Raw genomic sequence first — 19,002 nt, 5'->3', positions numbered from 1 at the left:
CGGCGACCGGGCCAGCGCGTTCGGGGCGGCGGGACGGCCCGCCCGCGGGCCACCGGGCATCCCCCTCAGGCGAATCTCGGATCGACCTGCAGGTGCGTGCCCACCCGCTGGATCAGCACGGCCATCTCGTAGGCGATCAGGCCCGCGTCGGCCTCGGCCTCGGCGAGGACGGCCAGGCAGGAGCCGTCGCCCGCGGCGGTCACGAACAGCAGGACGGTGTCCATCTCGATGATGGTCTGGCGAACGTTGCCGCCGCCGAAGTGCCGTCCGGCGCCCCGGGCCAGGCTCTGTACGCCGGCGGCGAGCGCCGCCAGGTGCTCGGCGTCCTCGCGAGCCAGCTCGCGGGAGGCGGCGACAGCGAGGCCGTCCCTCGACAGCAGCACCGCCTGCCGGACCGCCGGCACGCGCTCGGCGAAGTCGTTGACCAGCCAGTTCAGCTCACCGGTCGCGGTGTTGTGCGTCATCTTTCCCTCGTCGGTCGGCAGGCCCCCGGCGTCCGCGTCGGCCGATTTTCGGACGCGTCCCCGGCCCCTGAAAGCGCCGCAGACATTACCAGCCGCTATGCGGCATTTCCACGGATTCGCCATTTGGCACGGCGACGAACGCCCACCCTACCTCCCGACATGGATGTCTTATTTGCGTAATTCATCCGAATTGACACTCGGTGTCGTCCGGTCGTTGCGCAGGTCGCGGGCGTCCGTGCGGCCGGGTCCGGGCCTGTGGGATGATGCCCCGAAACGCCGAGCTGTCCTCGGACGACGGCCGACGGCGTTACGATTCCCGCCGTGAGTCCCGAAACCCAGGCATCCGAGGCACTTCCGTCGAGACGCCGCCGCACCCCCCGCGGCGGCCGCCACCGGGGTACCGAATCCTTCGTGCTCCCCCCGGGCGCGCCCCCGCTCGTCCTGGCCGTCCCGGGTTCCGCCACGGGCGGAGGCGGCACGATCGCGGCCGAGCTGGCCGTGCTGGTGGAGACCGAGCAGACCGGGCAGCCCGCCCTGGTCGGCCACCTGGAGGGCGAGGAGGCGTCGCTGCGCTCGGTCCTCGCGGGCGTGCGCCAGCAGCGTCCCGAGGAGCCCGCCGCGGTGGTGGTGCCGCTGCTGGCCGGCCCGCACCCCCGCATCGACCCCATGCTGCGCGAGGCGGTGGCGTCCGCGCCCGCCCCCGTCCTGCTCGCCGACCCGCTCGGCCCGCACCCGCAGATCGCCGCGGCGCTGCACGAACGGCTGGCCGAGGCCGGGCTGGCCCGCGCCGACCGCATCCGCATGATGAGCATGGTGACGGCCGCCAGCGGCTTCCTCGTCGTCACGCCCGGCGAGCAGCCCGCGCTCCGGCAGGCGGAGGTGACCAGCGTGCTGCTGGCCTCCCGGCTGGCCGCGCCGGTGTTCACCGCCCTGCTGGACGACCCCGCGGGCATCGACGCCGCCGTCCGGCAGCTGCGCGAGGCGGGCGCCAACCGGCTGGCGCTGGCCCCGTACATCATCAACGGCGAGCCCTACCGGGAGGCCATCGCGGCCGCGGCCGCCCGCGCCCAGGCCGAGTACGCCGCCCCGATCGGCGCCCACCCGGCCCTGGCCGAGCTGGCCGCCCTGCGCTACACCGAGGCCATGGAGCGGGCCCTCACCGCCCTCGAGCACCGCTGACGGCACGTCCCGCCCACTCGCGGCGATCCGGCCCCGGGGTCCGCGCCACCCCGCCATGCCGTCGTGCCCCGAGCACCCCGGCCCACGCCCGCATCGAACCCGCCGCCGCCACCGTCCGCCGGAGATGGCCCCGGCAATGGACAGCGCGCGGCGTGCCGTCCCGTGGGGGACGGCACGCCCAGGACGCGGTCACACGACGCGGTCAGCGGTTCTTGAAGTCGGGAGGGCGCTTCTCCATGGTGGCGGTCATGCCCTCGGCCAGGTCCTCGGTGAAGAACGCCAGCGTCTGGACGCCGGTCTCGGCCGCCAGCTGGGCGCGCAGCCCGGGGGCGTCCAGGGACATGTTGAGCAGTTCCTTGGTGCGGCGCAGCCCGTAGGGCGACTTGGCGAGCAGCTCGCCGGCCAGCGCCAGCGCGCCCTCCACGTCCCCGCCCTGCTCGGTCACCTCGGTGACCAGGCCCAGCGCGGCCGCCTCCGCCACGTCCAGCCGCCGCGCCCGGTAGAAGATCTCGGCCGCGCGGGCCGGGCCGACCAGCCGCGGCAGCAGCCACGACAGCCCGCAGTCGCCCGCCGACAGGCCGAGGTCCACGAACGGCACGACGAACGAGGTGGTCGGGTCGGCCACCCGCAGGTCGCAGGCCAGCGCCCAGGACACCGCCATGCCCGCCACCGGCCCGTGCAGCGCCGCGATCACCGGCTGCGGGATCTCCCGCAGCCGCGCGGTCACCTCGCCGCCCCGGGCGATGCCCCGGTAGATCTTCTGCGGACGTCCCTCGCCCGGGGCGCCGCCGGGGTCGCCGGCGCCGCCGCCGCGCAGGTCCATGCCCGCCGAGAAGCCGCGTCCCTCGCCGGTGAGCACCACCACCCGGGTCTCGGTGTCGCGCATCAGCTCGTTGAGGACGTCGATCATCTCCTCGGTGAGCGCGGCGGTGACCGCGTTGAGCCGCTCCGGGCGGGACAGGGTGATCAGCAGCACCCCGTCCCGCCGGTCGAGCCTCAGATCGCCCATGGTCGGCGCGCGGTCAGGAGCCCAGGTGCTGGATCAGCGGGCCCATCTGCTCGCCGGGGTTCTTCGGCACGATGTACGGCTCCTGGGCGTTGATCGCCTCCCAGTTGTCGCGGATCGCCTCCACCGACAGGGCGTCCTTGGTGCCCCAGCCCGGCCCCTCGGCCACGAACACCCGGGCCACCCGGCCGCCGCCGACCGTGTAGACCTCGCCGCTGACCGGGACGCTCTCGTGCACCAGGTAGGCCACCAGCGGGGTGACCTTGTCGACGCCGAGCCTGTCGGCGGCGTCGGCGGGCAGCAGGTCCTCGGTCATCCGGGTCCACGCGACGGGGGCGATCGCGTTGGCCTTAATGTCGTACTTGGCGCCCTCGTGGGCCAGCGTCCGGGTGAACCCGACCAGGCCCATCTTGGCGGTGGCGTAGTTGGCCTGCCCGAAGTTGCCGAACAGCCCGGCGGGCGAGGAGGTGTTGACGATGCGGCCGTAGCCGTTGTCCCGCAGGTGCGGCCAGGCCGCCTTGGTGACGAGGAACGAGCCGCGCAGGTGCACGGCGATCACCGCGTCGAACTCCTCGGCGGTCATGTTCTTGAACGACCGGTCGCGCAGGATGCCCGCGTTGTTGACGACGATGTCGACCTTGCCGAACGCCTCCAGCGCCGCGCCCACGATGGCCTCGGCGCCCTCGGGCGTGGCCACGTTGTCGGGACTGGCCACGGCCTCGCCGCCGTTCTTCCTGATCTCCTCGACGACCTCCTGGGCCGGACCGGCGGAGGCGCCGACGCCGGAGCGGTCCCCGCCCAGGTCGTTGACGACCACCTTGGCGCCGCGCGCGGCCAGCTCCAGCGCGTGCTGACGGCCGAGACCGTGCCCCGCTCCGGTGACGACCGCGACCCGGCCGTCGTAGCGCAGTTCCGACATCCCGCTCTCCTCACATCGCACCGACACGTCGACGGGTGTGTACGCCCCAGGTAATCACCCGAGGGTTACCCAGTGGTACCACCCAACCGAATCTGACTCGGCTTTGCCCCCTGGACTTCTCCCCCGGCGGCGCCGCGCGTACTCGTCCGGGTGCTCATGAGCGGCGTTACCGCCCGTACCAGGAGCCGTCAGACGCGCCGTCCCGGGCGGCGCCCTCGGACCGGTCGCCGGCCTCGGCCTCCTCGGTCTCCCCTTCGGCCTCGGCCTCGGCCTCCTTCTCGGCTCGCGCCTCGCTTCTGTGCCGGCGCCACGCCCAGACGGCCAGCGCGACGAGCGCGACCGCGGCCAGGCCGATCGACAGTCCGCGCCCGGCGAGCTTGGCCACGTGCTCGAACGCGGCCCCGGCGAAGAAGCCGCCGAAGGTGAAGACGACCACCCAGCAGATCCCGCCGAGCGCGTTGAACACCAGGAAGCGGGAATAGGGCATGCGGGCGCTGCCCGCCAGGGCGGGCATCAGGGCGCGCAGCAGCGCGGTGAAGCGGCCGATGAACACGGCGGACGCGCCGCGCCGCCGGATGAGATTCTGGGCGCGGCGCACCGCGGCCCGGTGCCGCCTCATCGCCCGGGTGTCGAGCAGCCGGGCGCCGTAGCGGTGGCCGATCTCGTAGCCCACCGAGTCGCCCACGATCGCGGCGCCGATCGCCATCGGCAGCAGGACGACCAGCGACAGCCGCCCCTGGGAGGCCAGCACGCCGCCGACCACGATCGCGGTCTCGCCCGGGAAGACGAAGCCGAAGAACAGCGCGGCCTCGGCGAACACCAGCCCGGCTATCAGCAGATAGACCAGCAGCGGCGGAAGCCCGTCCACCAGGGCGTTGAAGTGCTGCAACATGGATACCCCGTCGCTCAGGCTAGCGGTCCCGGGGGAGGCGGCGGCACGCTGGTGGGGACAGGCGAGCACGCGACGGACGTCAGGGGCGTGAGATGACGGGAATCATCACCAGGGAGATCAAGGGCGGCCGGTTCGAGCGGCAGCCGAACCGGTTCACCGACCGGATCACCGCGGACGGCTCCAGCGGGTACCCCGCCGAGCCCGGCCGCTACCGGCTGTTCGTCTCCTACGCCTGCCCGTGGGCGCACCGCTCGCTGATCGTCCGGCGGCTGCTGGGCCTGGAGAACGTGATCGGCCTCGGCGTGGTCGACCCGATCCGCGACGACCGCGGCTGGCGCTTCCCCGAGCCCGACCCGGTGACCGGCGCGACGTTCCTGGCCGAGCTGTACCAGGCCACCGACCCGTCGTACGAGGGCCGCGTCACCGTCCCGTGCGTGTGGGACACCCGCGCGGAGCGGATGGTCACCAACGACTTCCCGGCGATCACCACGACGATGGAGCTGGAGTTCACCGCCCACCACGCCCCCGGCGCCCCCGACCTGTACCCCGAGGAGCTGCGCGCCGAGATCGACGAGCTGAACGAGCTGGTCTACACGACCGTCAACAACGGCGTCTACAAGGCCGGGTTCGCCACCTCGCAGGAGCCGTACGAGGAGGCCGTCGACGCGCTGTTCGACACGCTCGACCTGCTGGAGGAGCGCCTGGCGACGCGGCGCTACCTGATGGGCGACCGGCTCACCGAGGCCGACGTGCGGCTCTACCCCACGCTGGCCCGCTTCGACGTCGTCTACCACGGGCACTTCAAGTGCAACCTGCGGCGGCTGGTCGACTACCCGAACCTGTGGGGCTACGTCCGCGACCTGTACTCGATGCCCGCCTTCCGCGACACCACGAACTTCGACCACATCAAGCGGCACTACTACGTCACGCACGGCGACATCAACCCCTCCGGCGTGGTGCCCAAGGGGCCGATCATCGACTGGACCGAGCCGCACGACCGCGGACGCCTCGCCGCCGGCTGAGCCGCCGGCTGAGCCGTCGTGGCCGGTACGCGCCAGACGCCCCGCTTCGCGCAGTGAGCCCCCGGGGCGTCAGCCGCCCTCGTTATGCTGACGCCCCACATCCCTGCCACGGGACACCGCCCGCGGAACCCCCAGGGCCGGCGGGGGCGTCCAAGGTCCTGCGAATCCTCCACGAAAGGGTCAGCCAATGCGCAGCGCGTTCTTCGGCAACATGGAGCAGGGGCAGCAACTCCCCGGCCACTTCGCCCTGCAGAACTCCAAGATGCTCCGGGTCCACCTCAACGGGGACGTCCTGGCCCGGCAGGGGTCCATGGTCGCCTTCCAGGGGCAGATGGACTTCGACTACGAGGGCAGCGGGGGCATCGGCAAGTTCATGAAGAAGGCGCTCACCGGCGAGGGCGTCCCCACGATGCGGGTCAAGGGGCAGGGCCTGCTGTTCCTGGCCCACGACGCCGACGACATCCACCTGTTCTACCTGGAGAACGAGGGCATCACCGTCAACGGCTCCAACATCCTGGCCTACGACGCGCACCTGCAGTCCGACATCCAGCGCGTGCAGGGCGCGGGCATCGCCGCGGGCGGGCTGTTCAACACCACCCTCACCGGCACCGGCTGGGTGGCGCTCACCACACACGGCACCCCGGTCATGCTCGACTGCGGCCGGGCGCCCACGTTCGTCGACGGCCAGTCGGCGGTGGCGTGGAGCAGCCACCTGCAGGTCGGCGTCAACCGCACCTTCAAGGTGGGGGCGCTGATCGGCCGGGGCAGCGGCGAGGCCATGCAGCTGGCGTTCCAGGGGCAGGGCTTCGTGCTCGTCCAGGCCAGCGAGGGCCCGACGGTCGCGCCGCACACCCACTGACCTGGGGACGGCTCAGGGCCGCCGAAGGTTTTCGGAGATCTTGACGAATCCGGGGTGCCGGATTGGGCGAGATCCACCGTAACGGGGGCCGGCGGGGGCGGGGTCCCACCGTCGCGGCGTCCCCGGCAGGCGAGTGCGAGTAGCCTTGAGTCGTCTCAGACCACACCTGCGAGCTGCGGAAGAGGGCGATCTCCGCCGTGTCGACAGAGTCGCACACAAGTGCCGACCCCAAGCACACAGATTTCGGTGCCAACGAGTGGCTGGTCGACGAGCTGTACCACAAGTACCTCGAAGACCCGAACTCCGTGGACGAAGCCTGGTGGAGCTTCTTTGCGGACTACCAGCCGGACTCCCGGCCGTCCGCGACTCCCCCGAGCGCGTCCCCGACCACCGACGGAGCGGTCGTGACGGCCGCCAACGGCACCGCGGCCGCCCCGCCGACACAGCAGCCGACCGCCCCGGTGACGCCGCCCAAGGCCGCCCCCAAGGCGGCACCGAAGGCCGAGGCCAAGAAGGCCCCGGCCGTCCCGGTGCCCGCGGGCGCCGAGGAGGTCCGGCTGCGCGGCGTGGCCGCCCGCACCGCCACCAACATGGACGCCAGCCTGGCGGTGCCGACGGCCACCAGCGTGCGGGCGGTCCCGGCCAAGCTGTTGATCGACAACCGCATCGTCATCAACAACCACCTCGCGCGGGGCCGCGGGGGCAAGGTCTCCTTCACCCACCTGATCGGCTTCGCCATCGTCCGCGCGCTGCAGGCGATGCCGGAGATGAACAACGGCTACGCCGAGATCGACGGCAAGCCGACGCTCATCAAGCCGGCGCACGTCAACTTCGGCCTGGCCATCGACCTGCAGAAGGACGACGGCACCCGGCAGCTGGTGGTGCCCAGCATCAAGGCCGCCGAGACGCTGGACTTCCGCCAGTTCTGGGCGGCCTACGAGGAGATCGTCCGCAAGGCGCGCGGCGGCAAGCTGACGCTGGAGGACTTCCAGGGCACCACGATCAGCCTGACCAACCCCGGCACGATCGGCACCGTGCACTCGGTGCCGCGGCTGATGCCCGGCCAGGGCTGCATCATCGGCGTGGGCGCCATGGAGTACCCGGCCGAGTTCGCCGGGGCGTCCGCCGAGACGCTGGCGCGCAACGGCATCAGCAAGGTCATGACGCTGACGTCGACCTACGACCACCGCATCATCCAGGGTGCGCAGTCGGGCGACTTCCTGCGCCGCATCCACCAGCTGCTGCTGGGCGAGAACGGCTTCTACGACGAGATCTTCGAGGCGCTGCGGATCCCGTACGAGCCGGTCCGCTGGGTGCAGGACATCTCGGCCACCCACGAGGACGACGTGGCCAAGGTCGCCCGCGTCCACGAGCTGATCCACGCCTACCGGGTGCGCGGCCACCTGATGGCCGACACCGACCCGCTGGAGTACAAGCAGCGCCGCCACCCCGACCTGGACATCCTCGAGCACGGCCTCACCCTGTGGGACCTGGAGCGCGAGTTCGCCACCGGCGGGTTCGGCGGCAAGCCGACCATGAAGCTGCGCGACATCCTGGGCGTGCTGCGCATGGCCTACTGCCGCACGGTCGGCATCGAGTACATGCACATCCAGGACCCCGAGGAGCGGGCCTGGATCCAGGAGCGGGTGGAGATCCCGCACGACAAGCCGTCGCGCGAGGAGCAGCTGCACGTGCTGCGGCGCCTCAACAGCGCCGAGGCGTTCGAGACGTTCCTGCAGACCAAGTTCGTCGGGCAGAAGCGGTTCTCGCTGGAGGGCGGCGAGTCGCTGATCCCGCTGCTGGACTCGGTGATCTCGGCGGCGGCGCAGTCGCACCTGGACGAGGTCGTCATCGGCATGGCGCACCGCGGCCGCCTCAACGTGCTGGCCAACATCGTCGGCAAGTCCTACGGGCAGATCTTCGGCGAGTTCGAGGGCAACCTCGACCCGCGCAGCGCCCAGGGCTCGGGCGACGTGAAGTACCACCTGGGCGCCGAGGGCGACTTCGTGGCCCCCGACGGCTCGAAGATCCGCACGTCGCTGGTGGCCAACCCGTCCCACCTGGAGTGCGTCGACCCGGTGCTGGAGGGCGTGGTCCGCGCCAAGCAGGACGTCCTGGACGTCGGCGAGGCGGGCTTCACCGTGCTGCCGATCCTCATCCACGGGGACGCGGCGTTCGCCGGGCAGGGCGTGGTGGCCGAGACGCTGAACCTGTCGCAGCTGCGCGGCTACCGCACCGGCGGCACCGTGCACGTGGTGGTCAACAACCAGGTCGGCTTCACCACCGCGCCGGAGTACTCGCGCTCCAGCGTCTACTCCACCGACGTGGCCCGGATGATCCAGGCGCCGATCTTCCACGTCAACGGGGACGACCCCGAGGCGTGCGCGCGGGTGGCGCGGCTGGCCTTCGAGTACCGGCAGACGTTCAAGAAGGACGTCGTCATCGACATGGTCTGCTACCGGCGGCGCGGGCACAACGAGTCCGACAACCCCTCGTTCACCCAGCCGCTGATGTACGACCTGATCGACGCCAAGCGCTCGGTCCGCAAGCTGTACACCGAGGCGCTGATCGGCCGCGGCGACATCACGGTCGAGGAGGCCGAGGCGGCGCTGCGCGACTACCAGGAGCAGCTCGAGCGGGCGTTCACCGAGACCCGGGAGGCGGTCAAGCGGCCGCTGGAGCCGGGGTCGGTGGTCAAGCCGGACGTCGAGGAGCGCATCCCGATCGACCACGCGGGCGCGGGCACCGCGATCCCGCCGGAGACGGTCAAGCGGATCATCGAGTCGCAGGTCGCGCTGCCGGAGGGCTTCAACGTGCACCCGCGGCTGCAGCCGATCCTGCAGCGCCGGGCGCAGATGATCGAGGACGACGCGATCGACTGGGCCACCGGCGAGCTGCTGGCGTTCGGGTCGCTGCTGATCGACGGGCACCCGGTGCGGCTGGTCGGCCAGGACTCGCGGCGCGGCACCTTCGGCCAGCGGCACGCGGTGCTGGTGGACCGCAAGACCGGCGAGGAGTACACCCCGCTCAAGCAGTTCGGGCAGGGCGTGTCGAAGTTCTACGTGCACGACTCGCTGCTCAGCGAGTACGCGGCGATGGGCTTCGAGTACGGGTACTCGATGACCCGGCCGGACGCGCTGGTGGCGTGGGAGGCCCAGTTCGGCGACTTCGCCAACGGCGCGCAGTCGATCGTCGACGAGTACATCTCGTCCGGCGAGCAGAAGTGGGGCCAGCGCTCGGGCGTGGTGCTGCTGCTGCCGCACGGCTACGAGGGCCAGGGGCCCGACCACTCCTCGGCGCGCATCGAGCGTTACCTGCAGCTGTGCGCCCAGGACAACATGACCGTGGTCTACCCGACGACCCCCGCGAACTACTTCCACCTGCTGCGCTGGCAGGTGCTGTCGCAGCGGGGCAAGCCGCTGGTGGTGTTCACGCCCAAGTCGCTGCTGCGGCTGAAGGCGGCGACCTCGGCGGTCGACCAGATCACCCAGGGCGCGTTCCAGCCGGTGATCGGCGAGACGTCCGCGGACGTCGACCCGTCGCGGGTGCGCAAGGTCGTGCTGACGTCCGGCAAGGTCTACTACGAGGCCCTGGCGGCGCGGAAGGCGGCGGGCGCCGACGACGTGGCGCTGGTGCGGGTGGAGCGGCTCTACCCGCTGCCGGTCGACGAGATCAAGGCGGAGCTGGCCAAGTACCCGGCCGACGCCGAGCTGGTGTGGCTGCAGGAGGAGCCGGCCAACATGGGCGCCTGGCCGTTCATCGCGCTCAAGCTGCCACTGCACCTGGAGGGGCGGCAGCTCAACCGGGTGTCGCGCCGGGCGGCCTCGTCGCCGGCGGTCGGCTCGGCCAAGCTGCACCAGGCCGAGCAGGAGGCGCTGCTGGCCCGGATCTTCGGCACCGAGCAGTGACCGACCGAAACGGGTAACGACCGGCTGAGGGTCGAGGGCTCCGGGCGCGGCCGCGCCCGGAGCCCTCGCCTTTGCCGCATTGCTGGAGAGAGGCGATGTACTTCACCGACCGGGGAATCGAGGAGCTGGCCGAGCGGCGCGGCGAGGAGGAGGTCAGCCTGGGCTGGCTGGCCGAGCGGCTGCGCGAGTTCGTGGACCTGAACCCCGACTTCGAGACGCCCGTCGAGCGCCTGGCCACCTGGCTGGCCCGGCTGGACGAGGACGACGAGGAGTAGCCCGTCCCGGCTCCGCCGAACGCGATATGTCCACGTACCGATGACGCGACATATCGTGTTTACTGAAAGGAGCCGGACGAAGGGCGATATCGCGATGTCGCGCTGGACGATCGAGGAACCCACCTCCCTGGACTTCGACGGCGTGGTGGCGCTGAGGACCACGTTGATCGCCGGGAGCGTCTGCGTGCTGGCCGGGGGCGAGCGGCCCTCCGTCCTGGTGGACGAGATCGAGGGGCCGCCGCTGGTGGTCAGCCACGAGGCCGGCATGCTGAACGTCAGCCACGAGCGGCTCTGGGAGGGCGTGCTGACCTGGCTGCGCTCCCAGCGCTGCCGCGCCGTGGTCACCGTCACCGTGCCGCACGACTGCCCGGTCACCGTCAACCTGGTGTCCGCGGACGCCGTCATCACCGGGCTGTCGGCCCGCACGTCCCTCAAGACCGCCTCGGGCGACGTCACGCTGGACGGCGTCACCGGCGAGATCGACGTGGGCACCGTGTCCGGCGCGATCGAGGCCCAGGGGCTGGACGGGCGGGTGGCGTTCACCTCCGTGTCCGGCGACCTGGCGCTGGCGGGCGGCTCGGTCGACGCGCTGACCGCCCGCACCGTCAGCGGCCGTATCGCCGTGGACGTCGACCTGGCGGGGGCCGGCGCGGTGGAGGTGAACACCGTGTCCGGCGAGGTGGCGCTGCGCGTCCCGGAGACCGCCTCGGCCGAGGTGACGCTGAACTCGGCGGCCGGGCGGCTCGACTCCTCCTTCCCCGAGCTGGAGCGGCAGGACCGCCCCTTCGGCCGGACCGTCGCGGGCAAGCTGGGGGACGGCTCCGGCCGTCTGTCGGTGAACACCGTGTCCGGCGGCGTCACCCTGCTCGGCCGTGCCCCCGGCGACGCCGGCGGCTTCCCCGCATCCGGAATGGAGAAGTGAGTTGAGCCCCGTCTTCGGCCACGGCCGCCTGCGGCTGTACCTGCTCAAGCTCCTGGAGGAGAGCCCCCGGCACGGCTACGAGGTGATCCGGCTGCTGCAGGACCGCTTCCTCGGGGTCTACTCCCCCTCCCCCGGCACGATCTACCCGCGCCTGGCCCGGCTGGAGTCCGAGGGCCTGGTCAGCCACGAGGTCGTCAAGGGCAAGAAGGTCTACTCGCTCACCGACAAGGGCCGGGCCGAGCTGGAACGCCGCATGGACGAGCTGGCCGAGCTGGAGGAGGAGATCTCCGCCTCGGCGCAGCAGTTCGCCCGCGAGGTGCAGCAGGACGTCCGGCAGACGGTGCGCACGCTGCGCGAGGAGCTCACCCAGGCCGCCCGCAGCATGCGCGACCAGGGCCGGGCCACCTCCAAGGAGGCGTGGCGGGAGACCGCCGAACGCCAGAAGGAGGAGTGGCGCCGCCAGAAGGACTTCTGGCGCGAGCAGACGCAGACCTGGAAGGAGGAGTGGCAGCGCAACTGGGAGGACGTCTGGAAGACCGCGACCGGCACCCAGGACGACTTCGCCCGCCTCAAGCTGGAGCGCCTGCTCGGCCGCTTCGTCGAGGACGTCCGCCGCGACGCCCGCGACGCGCACCTGAGCGAGCACGACCTGGAGGCGGTGCGGGGCCTTCTCGACGACGCCCGCGCCCGCCTCCGCGACCTGCTGTCCTGATCGCCCCTGTCCTGATCGCCGCCCCGGCCGCCACGCCTGACCGCGTCGCTCGGTCCGGCGGCGGGACGGCTACGGAGTGAAGACGATCTTGCCGAAGAGGTCGCCCTCGGCCATGGCGGTGAAGCCCTCGGCGGCCCGATCCAGCGGCAGCACGCGGTCGATCTTCGGCCGGACGCCCGTCGTGACCAGGAAGCGCGCCAGCCGCGTGAGCTGGTCGCGGGTGCCCATGGTGGAGCCGACCACCGACAGCTGCAGGAAGAACACCCGGTTCAGCTCGGCGGGCGGCACCTGGCCGCTGGTCGCCCCCGACACCACGATCCGCCCGCCCGGCCGCAGCGACTTCAGGGAGTGCGACCAGGTGGCCTCGCCCACGGTCTCCATGACCGCGTCGACCCGCTCGGGCAGCCGGGCGCCGGGCTCGAACGCCGCGTCCGCGCCCAGTTCCAGGGCCCGCTCGCGCTTGGCCTCACTGCGGCTGGTGGCCCACACCCGGTAGCCCGCGGCCGAGCCGAGCGCGATCAGCGCGGTGGCGACGCCGCCGCCCGCGCCCTGCACCAGGACGGTCGAGCCGGGCTGCAGGCCGGACTTGTCGAACAGCATCCGGTAGGCGGTCAGCCAGGCGGTCGGCAGGCAGGCCGCCTCCTCGAACGACAGCTCCGCCGGCTTGGGCACCAGGTTGCGGCGCGGCACCGCGACCTTCTCGGCGAACGTGCCGTCGTGCAGTTCCGACAGCAGCGACCGCTTGGGGTCGAGGGTCTCGTCCCCGCCGCCGCGCTCGGGGTCGCCGATGACCGAGTGCACGATGACCTCGTTGCCGTCCTCGTCCACCCCGGCCGCGTCGCAGCCCAGGATCATCGGCAGCTGCTCGGCGCGCAGCCCCACGCCGCGCAGCGACCACAGGTCGTGGTGGTTGAGGGCGGTGGCCTTGACCGTCACCGTGGTCCACCCGTCGGGGACCTGCGGGTCGGGCCGCTCGCCCAGCGTCAGCCCGTTCACGGGATTGTCTGCGTCGAATCGCGTAGCCGTCACAGCGAACATGACCGCACCCTAGTCCGCGCGGGCGCCGCGGCCCCCAGCCGGGGCCCGGCCGCGGGCGCGGTCCCGGCCCTGCGCATGGTTCCGGCCGTGACCGGCGGCCTCACGGACGCCGGTCACGGCCGGGGATCAGACGGACAGCAGCAGCGCCCCGGCCGTGAGGCCGAGCAGGACCGGCGCCGACCGCCGCACCCACGGTTCCCAGTCCCTGATCCGGTCCATCAGCCAGACCGGCTCGGGCGCGTTCTCGGGATCCGAGCTGCGCGGGACGACCAGGACGAACACCGCGCTGGGCAGCACGAAGCCCGCCGCGTAGGCGATCCCGGCCCACCAGGGCACCAGCCCGAGCAGCGTCACGGTGAGGGAGGCCCAGGTCAGCGAGGTGACCCGGAAGGTGGTCACCACCAGGCCGGTGTCCAGTCCCCACAGCAGCGCGCCCCGGGCGGCCCCGTACCGGTAGAAGTACTGCTGCGGGGTCTGCCTCCGCAGCATGGGCGTGCGCAGTCCGAAGATCCCCGTATCGATGATCAGGCAGACGGCCAGGACGCCGACCGCCACGAGCTGCGCGACCGTACCCGGTCGCGATCCCAGCGTCGTCGCGCCCACCAGGTGGACCGCCCCGTAGAAGGCGACCGCCGAGGTGGTGAACCCGAGGGCGAGCGAGGCGAACGCTCGGCGCTGGGCGGGCTCGTCAGAGGCTCTCCCCTGGACCAGGGGACGGAGGTACCCGATGAACGACATGCCTCAAAGGCTGAACACCTGGGCGAAGCCGGCGCACGCGATGAGCAGCATCAGCGCCGACAGCAGCACGGACTGCACGTGGAGATTCCGTTCGTCAGCAGGAGTTGGCGCGGACGGTCCAGCCCGCCGAGCAGTAGAAGGTGCCGGAGTAGCAGTTGGAACCGCTGGTGCACTCGCCGCAGGCGTACAGGCGCGAGCCGCTGCAGCAGTTCCAGACCTTCATCGTGCCGCGGTTGCAGTACGCCTGCCCCTGGGAGTTGATCGGACAGTTGGGCTGCCCGAAGGCCAGGCTGCAGCATCGCCACGTCGCCGCGGCGGCGGGCCGCTGCAACGCCGTGACACCGGCGACGGCGCCCACGGCGCCGACGCCGACCCGGCCCATCCAGCCGAGGAATCCCCGGCGGTCGGATTCCTGCCCGCCGGGCGTGTCCTGTCCGGCGGCCTTCGCCGTGGCCTTCCCGGGCGCCTTCGGGTCGCGCGTGTGCTTGCGTCTGCGCATCGTGCTCACCTCTCCTTGCGGTGGGGGACGGGGTTCCCGCCGGTCAGCCGTGAGCGGCGTGCGCGACCGGACGGGTGTCGCCCTCTCCGGCAGGCCCGTCGGCCGGCCCGCCCACGGGCAGGGCGGCGAACATCTGCCGGGACGAGGGGACGCTGTGCGCCTTGACCATCCGCCCGTTCTCCACGAGCACGGCGGCGGGTGTGGCGTCGATGCCGAGCCGGTTCACGATGTGCTCGCCCTCGTCCACCACGACGCGCTCGCCCCGCAGGTCGAACATGTCGATGAACTCGGCGGCGTCGCCCAGGACGGGGACGACGACGATCCACAGGCGGGGCGGGCGTACGCGGCCCTGCAGGGCGGCGGCCAGCGTGAAACAGGTCCGGCACTTGTTGGACAGGAGCAGCACGAGGGCACGGTCGGAGCCGTCCAGCTCGGCGGGCAGCCCCACGGCGCTGGGCGCCTGTCCCTGGGCGGCGCCGAGGTCCATCAGGATCGGGCTGTCCTCGATCTCCAGGTACTCGCGGATCTGCTTGAGCTGGTGGAACATCTCCACCAGCGCGCCGAAGGCGACGAACAGCAGCGCCGCCAGGACGCACACGACGATGAGCAGCGCCAGGGTCATCGCAGGGCCATCTCCTTCGCTCGGGTCGGATCTTCGGCACCGATGCCGGTGGACTCGGCGAACGCCGCCCGCTCGGCGCGCAGCGTCCGCAACGCCCGGACCGCGGGCACGAGCCGCAGTCCGGTGCAGGCGATCAGCAGGACCGCCAGTACCGCCAGACCCCGCTCGGCGTCCCAGCCGGGAGCGCCCGCCTGGGCGAGTCCGGCGGCCGCCAGCCAGGCGGGGAGCAGGGCGAGCTGGCGGCGTCCCAGCGGCGCGGAACCGCCGCCGCCGGTGCCGAAGCAGTTGCAGTGGACCTGCTCGCGCAGCGCGAGGGCGCGCACACCGGCGCCCGCGAAGCCCAGGGCGAGCAGGACCACCAGGGCCCGGGGCCACCAGGCTTCCGGGACCGCGAGCAGCATGACGCCGGCGCACAGCTCGGCGGTGATGACGGCGACGGCCAGCGGACGGGCCAGGCCGCCCGCTCCGAGCCGCAGCAGCACCTCCCGGAACGCGCCGAGGCCGGACATCTTCGCCAGCGAGGAGTAGGTGAGGACGGCGGCCAGGCACACCTGCGCCGTCGAACCCGGAACGGTCCAGTCCAGCAATACGACACCCGCCGTTTCATCAGGACCCGACCTCTTTGGCGCGGAAAGCCGATTGGTCCGCAATCGGAGGCGGGCTCAGCCGATGATCGCCCGCCAATCGATCGTGGGGAAGATCACAGATGTGGCCTCAAGTGGCCACGGCGAATCGCGGGAGCCCGGGCACACGGGCCGCTCGGGGCGACGGCGGCGCACCGACGACAGCGCCCCGACGACGGCCGCAAAGGCGGCGGATGGGGCGTGATGGGCGACGTCCGGCGTCACCAGGAACAGGGGCCGGACCCGCGTCGGGCAGCTCTGCTACACGATCCCGGCGAACGTCCTGGAAATGCAACGGCGGCAATGTGCCGGAAGGCGAGAGCCACCCCGCCTGCTACAAGGGCGCCCTCTACATGGGCGGCAGGCGCTAAGAAACCGGCCGCCTGAACAAAGTAAGGCGAGACGGGCTCGGTGTTTCGACGGCCCCGGCCTCCGTGGTGCGAGGGGAGGCCGGGGCCGGACGTCGTTCAGGACCGCTACGAGCGCGGCCTCGGCACCTCTTCGGGGGCCTCGCCGGGCGTCAGGCCCTCCGGGCCCTCCAGGTCGGCCGCCTCGCCGACGTCCACGTGGGTGGGGTCGAGGACCCGGCGCAGGAAGCGCTTGGTGCGTTCGTGCTGCGGATCGCCGATGACCTGCTCCGGCGGCCCCTGCTCGACGATCACACCGCCGTCCATGAACACCACGTGGTCGGCCACGTCCCGCGCGAAGGCCATCTCGTGGGTGACCACGAGCATGGTCATGCCCTCCTGCGCGAGCTGGCGCATGACGGTGAGCACGTCGCCGACCAGCTCCGGGTCGAGCGCCGAGGTGGGCTCGTCGAAGAGCATCAGGCTCGGCTCCATCGACAGCGCCCGCGCGATGGCGACGCGCTGCTGCTGCCCGCCGGACAGCTGGGAGGGGTAGCTGTCGGCCTTGCCCTCCAGGCCCACCTTGGCGAGGTTCTCGCGGGCCACCCGCTCGGCCTCGCCCTTGGAGCGCCTGAGCACCCGCCGCTGGGCGATGGTGAGGTTCTCCAGCACCTTCAGGTGGGTGAACAGGTTGAACTGCTGGAAGACCATGCCGAGGCGGCGCCGGGCCGCGTTGATGTCCACGTCGGGGTGGGTCAGCTCGACGCCGTCGACGACGACCTTGCCCGCGGTCGGCTCCTCCAGCAGGTTCACGCACCGCAGCAGGGTCGACTTGCCCGAGCCGGACGGGCCGATGACGCAGATGACCTGGCCCCGTTCGACGGACAGGTCGATGCCCTTGAGCACCTCGACGGGGCCGAACGACTTGTGCAGCCCGCGGATCTCCACCATGTGCGTCACAACGCTCACCGTGCCTTCGCCTGGCGGGCCTCAAGCCTGCGCACGAGATAACCCAGCGGAATCGTGATGACCAGGTACGCCATGCCGGCCACCATGATCGGCGTGACGTCCGCCAGCCGTACCGCGACCTGCTCCCCGAACTTGGTCAGCTCCACCTGCGTGCTGGTCACGCCGAGCACGAAGACCAGCGAGGAGTCCTTGAACAGCAGCACCAGCTCGTTGGTGAGCGGCGGGATCACGATGCGGAACGCCTGCGGGATGACGATCGTGATCATGGCGCGGCCGTAGGACATGCCCAGCGAGCGGGCCGCCTCCATCTGGCCCTTGGGGACCGCCTGGATGCCGGCCCGGATCGTCTCGGCCATGTAGGCGGCGCCCACCAGGCCGAGCCCGAGGGCGATCTGGGTGTAGATCCCGCCGGGCGGGTCGCTGAACGTCGGGAAGGCGATCGGCAGGCCGAAGGCGACCAGGATCAGGATCAGCAGGGCGGGCAGCCCGCGGAAGATCTCGATGAAGACCAGCCCGAACCAGCGGTACGGCCCCACCGACGACAGCCGCATCAGCGCGATCACCAGGCCGACCACGATGCCCAGCGCGTAGGCCAGGACGGTGTAGATCACCGTGTTGCCGAGCGCCCGGAATATGTCGGGGACGGTCTCCCGTGCCGCGTCGCCGTCGAGGAAGTGCTCGTGGATCTTCCCCCAGTCGGCGAACGCGGCGACGAGCACCACGAGCAGCAGGAAGATCGCGTACTGGATCCAGCGGCCGGCTCGCTGCTTCTGGCGTGGGCTGAGCCCGGTCCGGCCGGGGGGACCCCCGGCCGGACCGGCCTCTGGCGTGGTCACGGTCATGAGGAGGGATCAGCCTTCGGCGGGCATCGTCTTGGGGTCGGAGCCGACCCACTTCTTGTACGTCGCCTTCCAGGAGCCGTCCTGGATGGAGGACGTGATCGTCTCGTTGATGATCTTCAGCAGTTCCTCGCTGCCGGTCTTCTTGACCGCGAAGCCGTACTGGGCCCCGGTCGGGATCTCGGCGACGAGGTCGAACTTGCCGGAGACCTCGGGCTTCTTCAGCCACCCGTTCACCACGGGCAGGTCCTGCAGGGCGACGTCGATCGCCCCCGACTGCAGGGCCAGCAGCTGCTTGCCCGAGTCCTTGTACTGCCGGGCCTCGATGCCCTTGCTCTTGGAGTAGTCGAGGCTGGTGGTGTCGGCCTGGACGCCGAGCTTGGCGTTCTTGGCCTTGACGTCGTCCACCGAGGTGACGCCCGAGCCCTTCTTGACCAGCAGGCCGAGCACCTCGGGGAAGTACGGCCGGGAGAAGCCCAGATTCTGCTTGCGCTCGTCGGTGATCGTCATACCGGCGGCGGCGACGTCGCAGCGGTTGGCGTTGAGCGCGGCCCCGCTCTTGATCACGTCGAAGTCGATGTTGACGATCTCCTGGGTGACGCCGAGCTTCTTGGCGACCAGGTCGATCATGTCGACGTCGAACCCGACGGTCTTGCCGCCCTCCTCGAACTGGAACGGCGGGTACGGCAGGTTGGTGCAGGTCTTCAGCTTGCCGCTGCTCACCAGCTTGACCCCGGGGACCTTGGTCCCGGTCGCCGAGTCGTCACCCGAGTCGCCTCCGCACGCGCTCAACGCCAGCAGGCCGGTCAGGGCGAGCGCGGCGGCCGCGACGGTACGGCGACGCAGAGAACCAGTCGTCACGGTCCCCCTCCACAATTCGATCGTTGGCCGGATCGGGTCGATCCGTAGACGAGTGCACATTCTGGCGCACACCAGGCATGAACTGGATTAAGGGTGCGAAACAATCGCACAACAAGGCAGGCGGCTCCACCCTACCCGCGGCGACGTTTCGGCTGCACACGGTGGGCATGACGCTCGAAAGGGACGGGTGTGGCGTGACGTCCGTGACGGACGTTCCGTGACGTCCGCCACCCCCGGCCCGGCCCTGCGGGGCGAGGCCCCTGTGGCACAATCGGACAACGGGTGACCCCCGTACGTCGCGAGATCAC

The 19,002-nt window shown here is 71.6% G+C and carries 19 protein-coding genes; 7 read left to right on the top strand and 12 right to left on the bottom strand.

The window, feature by feature from the left end:
- Positions 1 to 65: 65 nt before the first annotated feature.
- Entirely contained in the window at positions 66 to 464 is a 399-nt protein-coding gene (locus tag ABD811_RS27235; protein ID WP_344953188.1) for a roadblock/LC7 domain-containing protein, read from the bottom strand.
- A gap of 411 nt (positions 465 to 875) precedes the next feature.
- Here ABD811_RS27235 and ABD811_RS27230 point away from each other — a divergent pair, with 411 nt between their 5' ends.
- Positions 876 to 1,643: a sirohydrochlorin chelatase gene (locus ABD811_RS27230; protein ID WP_344953186.1), complete on the top strand. Its 768-nt coding sequence runs from the start codon at positions 876 to 878 to the stop codon at positions 1,641 to 1,643.
- Positions 1,644 to 1,845: 202 nt separating this feature from the next.
- Here the strand turns inward: ABD811_RS27230 and ABD811_RS27225 are convergent, their stop codons facing one another.
- The 3 genes from ABD811_RS27225 to ABD811_RS27215 form a co-directional block, all read right to left on the bottom strand.
- Positions 1,846 to 2,652, bottom strand: coding sequence for an enoyl-CoA hydratase/isomerase family protein (locus tag ABD811_RS27225; protein ID WP_344953184.1), 807 nt, complete (start codon positions 2,650 to 2,652; stop codon positions 1,846 to 1,848).
- A 13-nt stretch (positions 2,653 to 2,665) separates the two neighbouring features.
- Positions 2,666 to 3,568, bottom strand: a complete 903-nt coding sequence (locus tag ABD811_RS27220; RefSeq protein ID WP_344953182.1) for an SDR family oxidoreductase — start codon at positions 3,566 to 3,568, stop codon at positions 2,666 to 2,668.
- A gap of 166 nt (positions 3,569 to 3,734) precedes the next feature.
- Positions 3,735 to 4,460 (bottom strand): DedA family protein, encoded by a 726-nt coding sequence (locus tag ABD811_RS27215; RefSeq protein ID WP_344953180.1) that lies wholly within the window; start codon positions 4,458 to 4,460, stop codon positions 3,735 to 3,737.
- 92 nt (positions 4,461 to 4,552) lie between these two features.
- Between ABD811_RS27215 and ABD811_RS27210 the strand changes: the two genes are divergently transcribed.
- From ABD811_RS27210 to ABD811_RS27185, 6 genes are all read left to right on the top strand, one after another.
- Positions 4,553 to 5,482 carry a glutathione S-transferase family protein gene (locus ABD811_RS27210; RefSeq protein WP_344953178.1) on the top strand — a complete coding sequence of 310 codons (930 nt, stop codon included), beginning with the start codon at positions 4,553 to 4,555 and terminating at the stop codon, positions 5,480 to 5,482.
- A gap of 187 nt (positions 5,483 to 5,669) precedes the next feature.
- The gene (locus ABD811_RS27205) at positions 5,670 to 6,341 is read left to right on the top strand and encodes an AIM24 family protein (protein ID WP_344953176.1); all 672 of its coding nucleotides are present in this window, start codon (positions 5,670 to 5,672) and stop codon (positions 6,339 to 6,341) included.
- Positions 6,342 to 6,538: 197 nt separating this feature from the next.
- Positions 6,539 to 10,249 (top strand): multifunctional oxoglutarate decarboxylase/oxoglutarate dehydrogenase thiamine pyrophosphate-binding subunit/dihydrolipoyllysine-residue succinyltransferase subunit, encoded by a 3,711-nt coding sequence (locus tag ABD811_RS27200; protein ID WP_344953174.1) that lies wholly within the window; start codon positions 6,539 to 6,541, stop codon positions 10,247 to 10,249.
- Positions 10,250 to 10,344: 95 nt separating this feature from the next.
- Positions 10,345 to 10,524 (top strand): DUF6104 family protein, encoded by a 180-nt coding sequence (locus ABD811_RS27195; RefSeq protein ID WP_344953172.1) that lies wholly within the window; start codon positions 10,345 to 10,347, stop codon positions 10,522 to 10,524.
- Positions 10,525 to 10,618: 94 nt separating this feature from the next.
- Complete coding sequence (locus ABD811_RS27190; RefSeq protein WP_344953170.1) at positions 10,619 to 11,446, top strand: DUF4097 family beta strand repeat-containing protein; 828 nt, start codon at positions 10,619 to 10,621, stop codon at positions 11,444 to 11,446.
- 1 nt (position 11,447) lies between these two features.
- Positions 11,448 to 12,158 carry a helix-turn-helix transcriptional regulator gene (locus ABD811_RS27185; RefSeq protein ID WP_344953168.1) on the top strand — a complete coding sequence of 237 codons (711 nt, stop codon included), beginning with the start codon at positions 11,448 to 11,450 and terminating at the stop codon, positions 12,156 to 12,158.
- Between the two features lie 69 nt (positions 12,159 to 12,227).
- On the opposite strand, the gene ABD811_RS27180 is transcribed toward ABD811_RS27185, so the two are convergent.
- The 8 genes from ABD811_RS27180 to ABD811_RS27145 form a co-directional block, all read right to left on the bottom strand.
- Positions 12,228 to 13,196, bottom strand: a complete 969-nt coding sequence (locus ABD811_RS27180; RefSeq protein WP_344953166.1) for a zinc-binding dehydrogenase — start codon at positions 13,194 to 13,196, stop codon at positions 12,228 to 12,230.
- Between the two features lie 126 nt (positions 13,197 to 13,322).
- Entirely contained in the window at positions 13,323 to 13,934 is a 612-nt protein-coding gene (locus ABD811_RS27175) for a hypothetical protein (protein ID WP_344953164.1), read from the bottom strand.
- Positions 13,935 to 14,028: 94 nt separating this feature from the next.
- On the bottom strand, positions 14,029 to 14,433 hold the full coding sequence (locus ABD811_RS27170; RefSeq protein WP_344953162.1) for a hypothetical protein: 405 nt from the start codon (positions 14,431 to 14,433) through the stop codon (positions 14,029 to 14,031).
- A gap of 43 nt (positions 14,434 to 14,476) precedes the next feature.
- Entirely contained in the window at positions 14,477 to 15,055 is a 579-nt protein-coding gene (locus ABD811_RS27165) for a hypothetical protein (protein WP_344953160.1), read from the bottom strand.
- Positions 15,052 to 15,642 carry a MauE/DoxX family redox-associated membrane protein gene (locus ABD811_RS27160; protein WP_344953158.1) on the bottom strand — a complete coding sequence of 197 codons (591 nt, stop codon included), beginning with the start codon at positions 15,640 to 15,642 and terminating at the stop codon, positions 15,052 to 15,054. The genes ABD811_RS27165 and ABD811_RS27160 overlap by 4 nt, the downstream gene beginning before the upstream one ends.
- A gap of 512 nt (positions 15,643 to 16,154) precedes the next feature.
- Entirely contained in the window at positions 16,155 to 16,976 is an 822-nt protein-coding gene (locus tag ABD811_RS27155; RefSeq protein WP_425549469.1) for an amino acid ABC transporter ATP-binding protein, read from the bottom strand.
- A gap of 14 nt (positions 16,977 to 16,990) precedes the next feature.
- Positions 16,991 to 17,830, bottom strand: a complete 840-nt coding sequence (locus tag ABD811_RS27150) for an amino acid ABC transporter permease (protein ID WP_425549466.1) — start codon at positions 17,828 to 17,830, stop codon at positions 16,991 to 16,993.
- A 15-nt stretch (positions 17,831 to 17,845) separates the two neighbouring features.
- Complete coding sequence (locus tag ABD811_RS27145) at positions 17,846 to 18,694, bottom strand: ABC transporter substrate-binding protein (protein ID WP_344953154.1); 849 nt, start codon at positions 18,692 to 18,694, stop codon at positions 17,846 to 17,848.
- Positions 18,695 to 19,002 lie beyond the last annotated feature (308 nt).

Origin of the sequence: Actinomadura miaoliensis (genome assembly GCF_039536785.1) — a bacterium.
GTDB lineage: Bacteria > Actinomycetota > Actinomycetes > Streptosporangiales > Streptosporangiaceae > Spirillospora > Spirillospora miaoliensis.
Note: the sequence above shows the minus strand (reverse complement) of the source record. Positions and strands in the feature narration are given on the sequence as shown.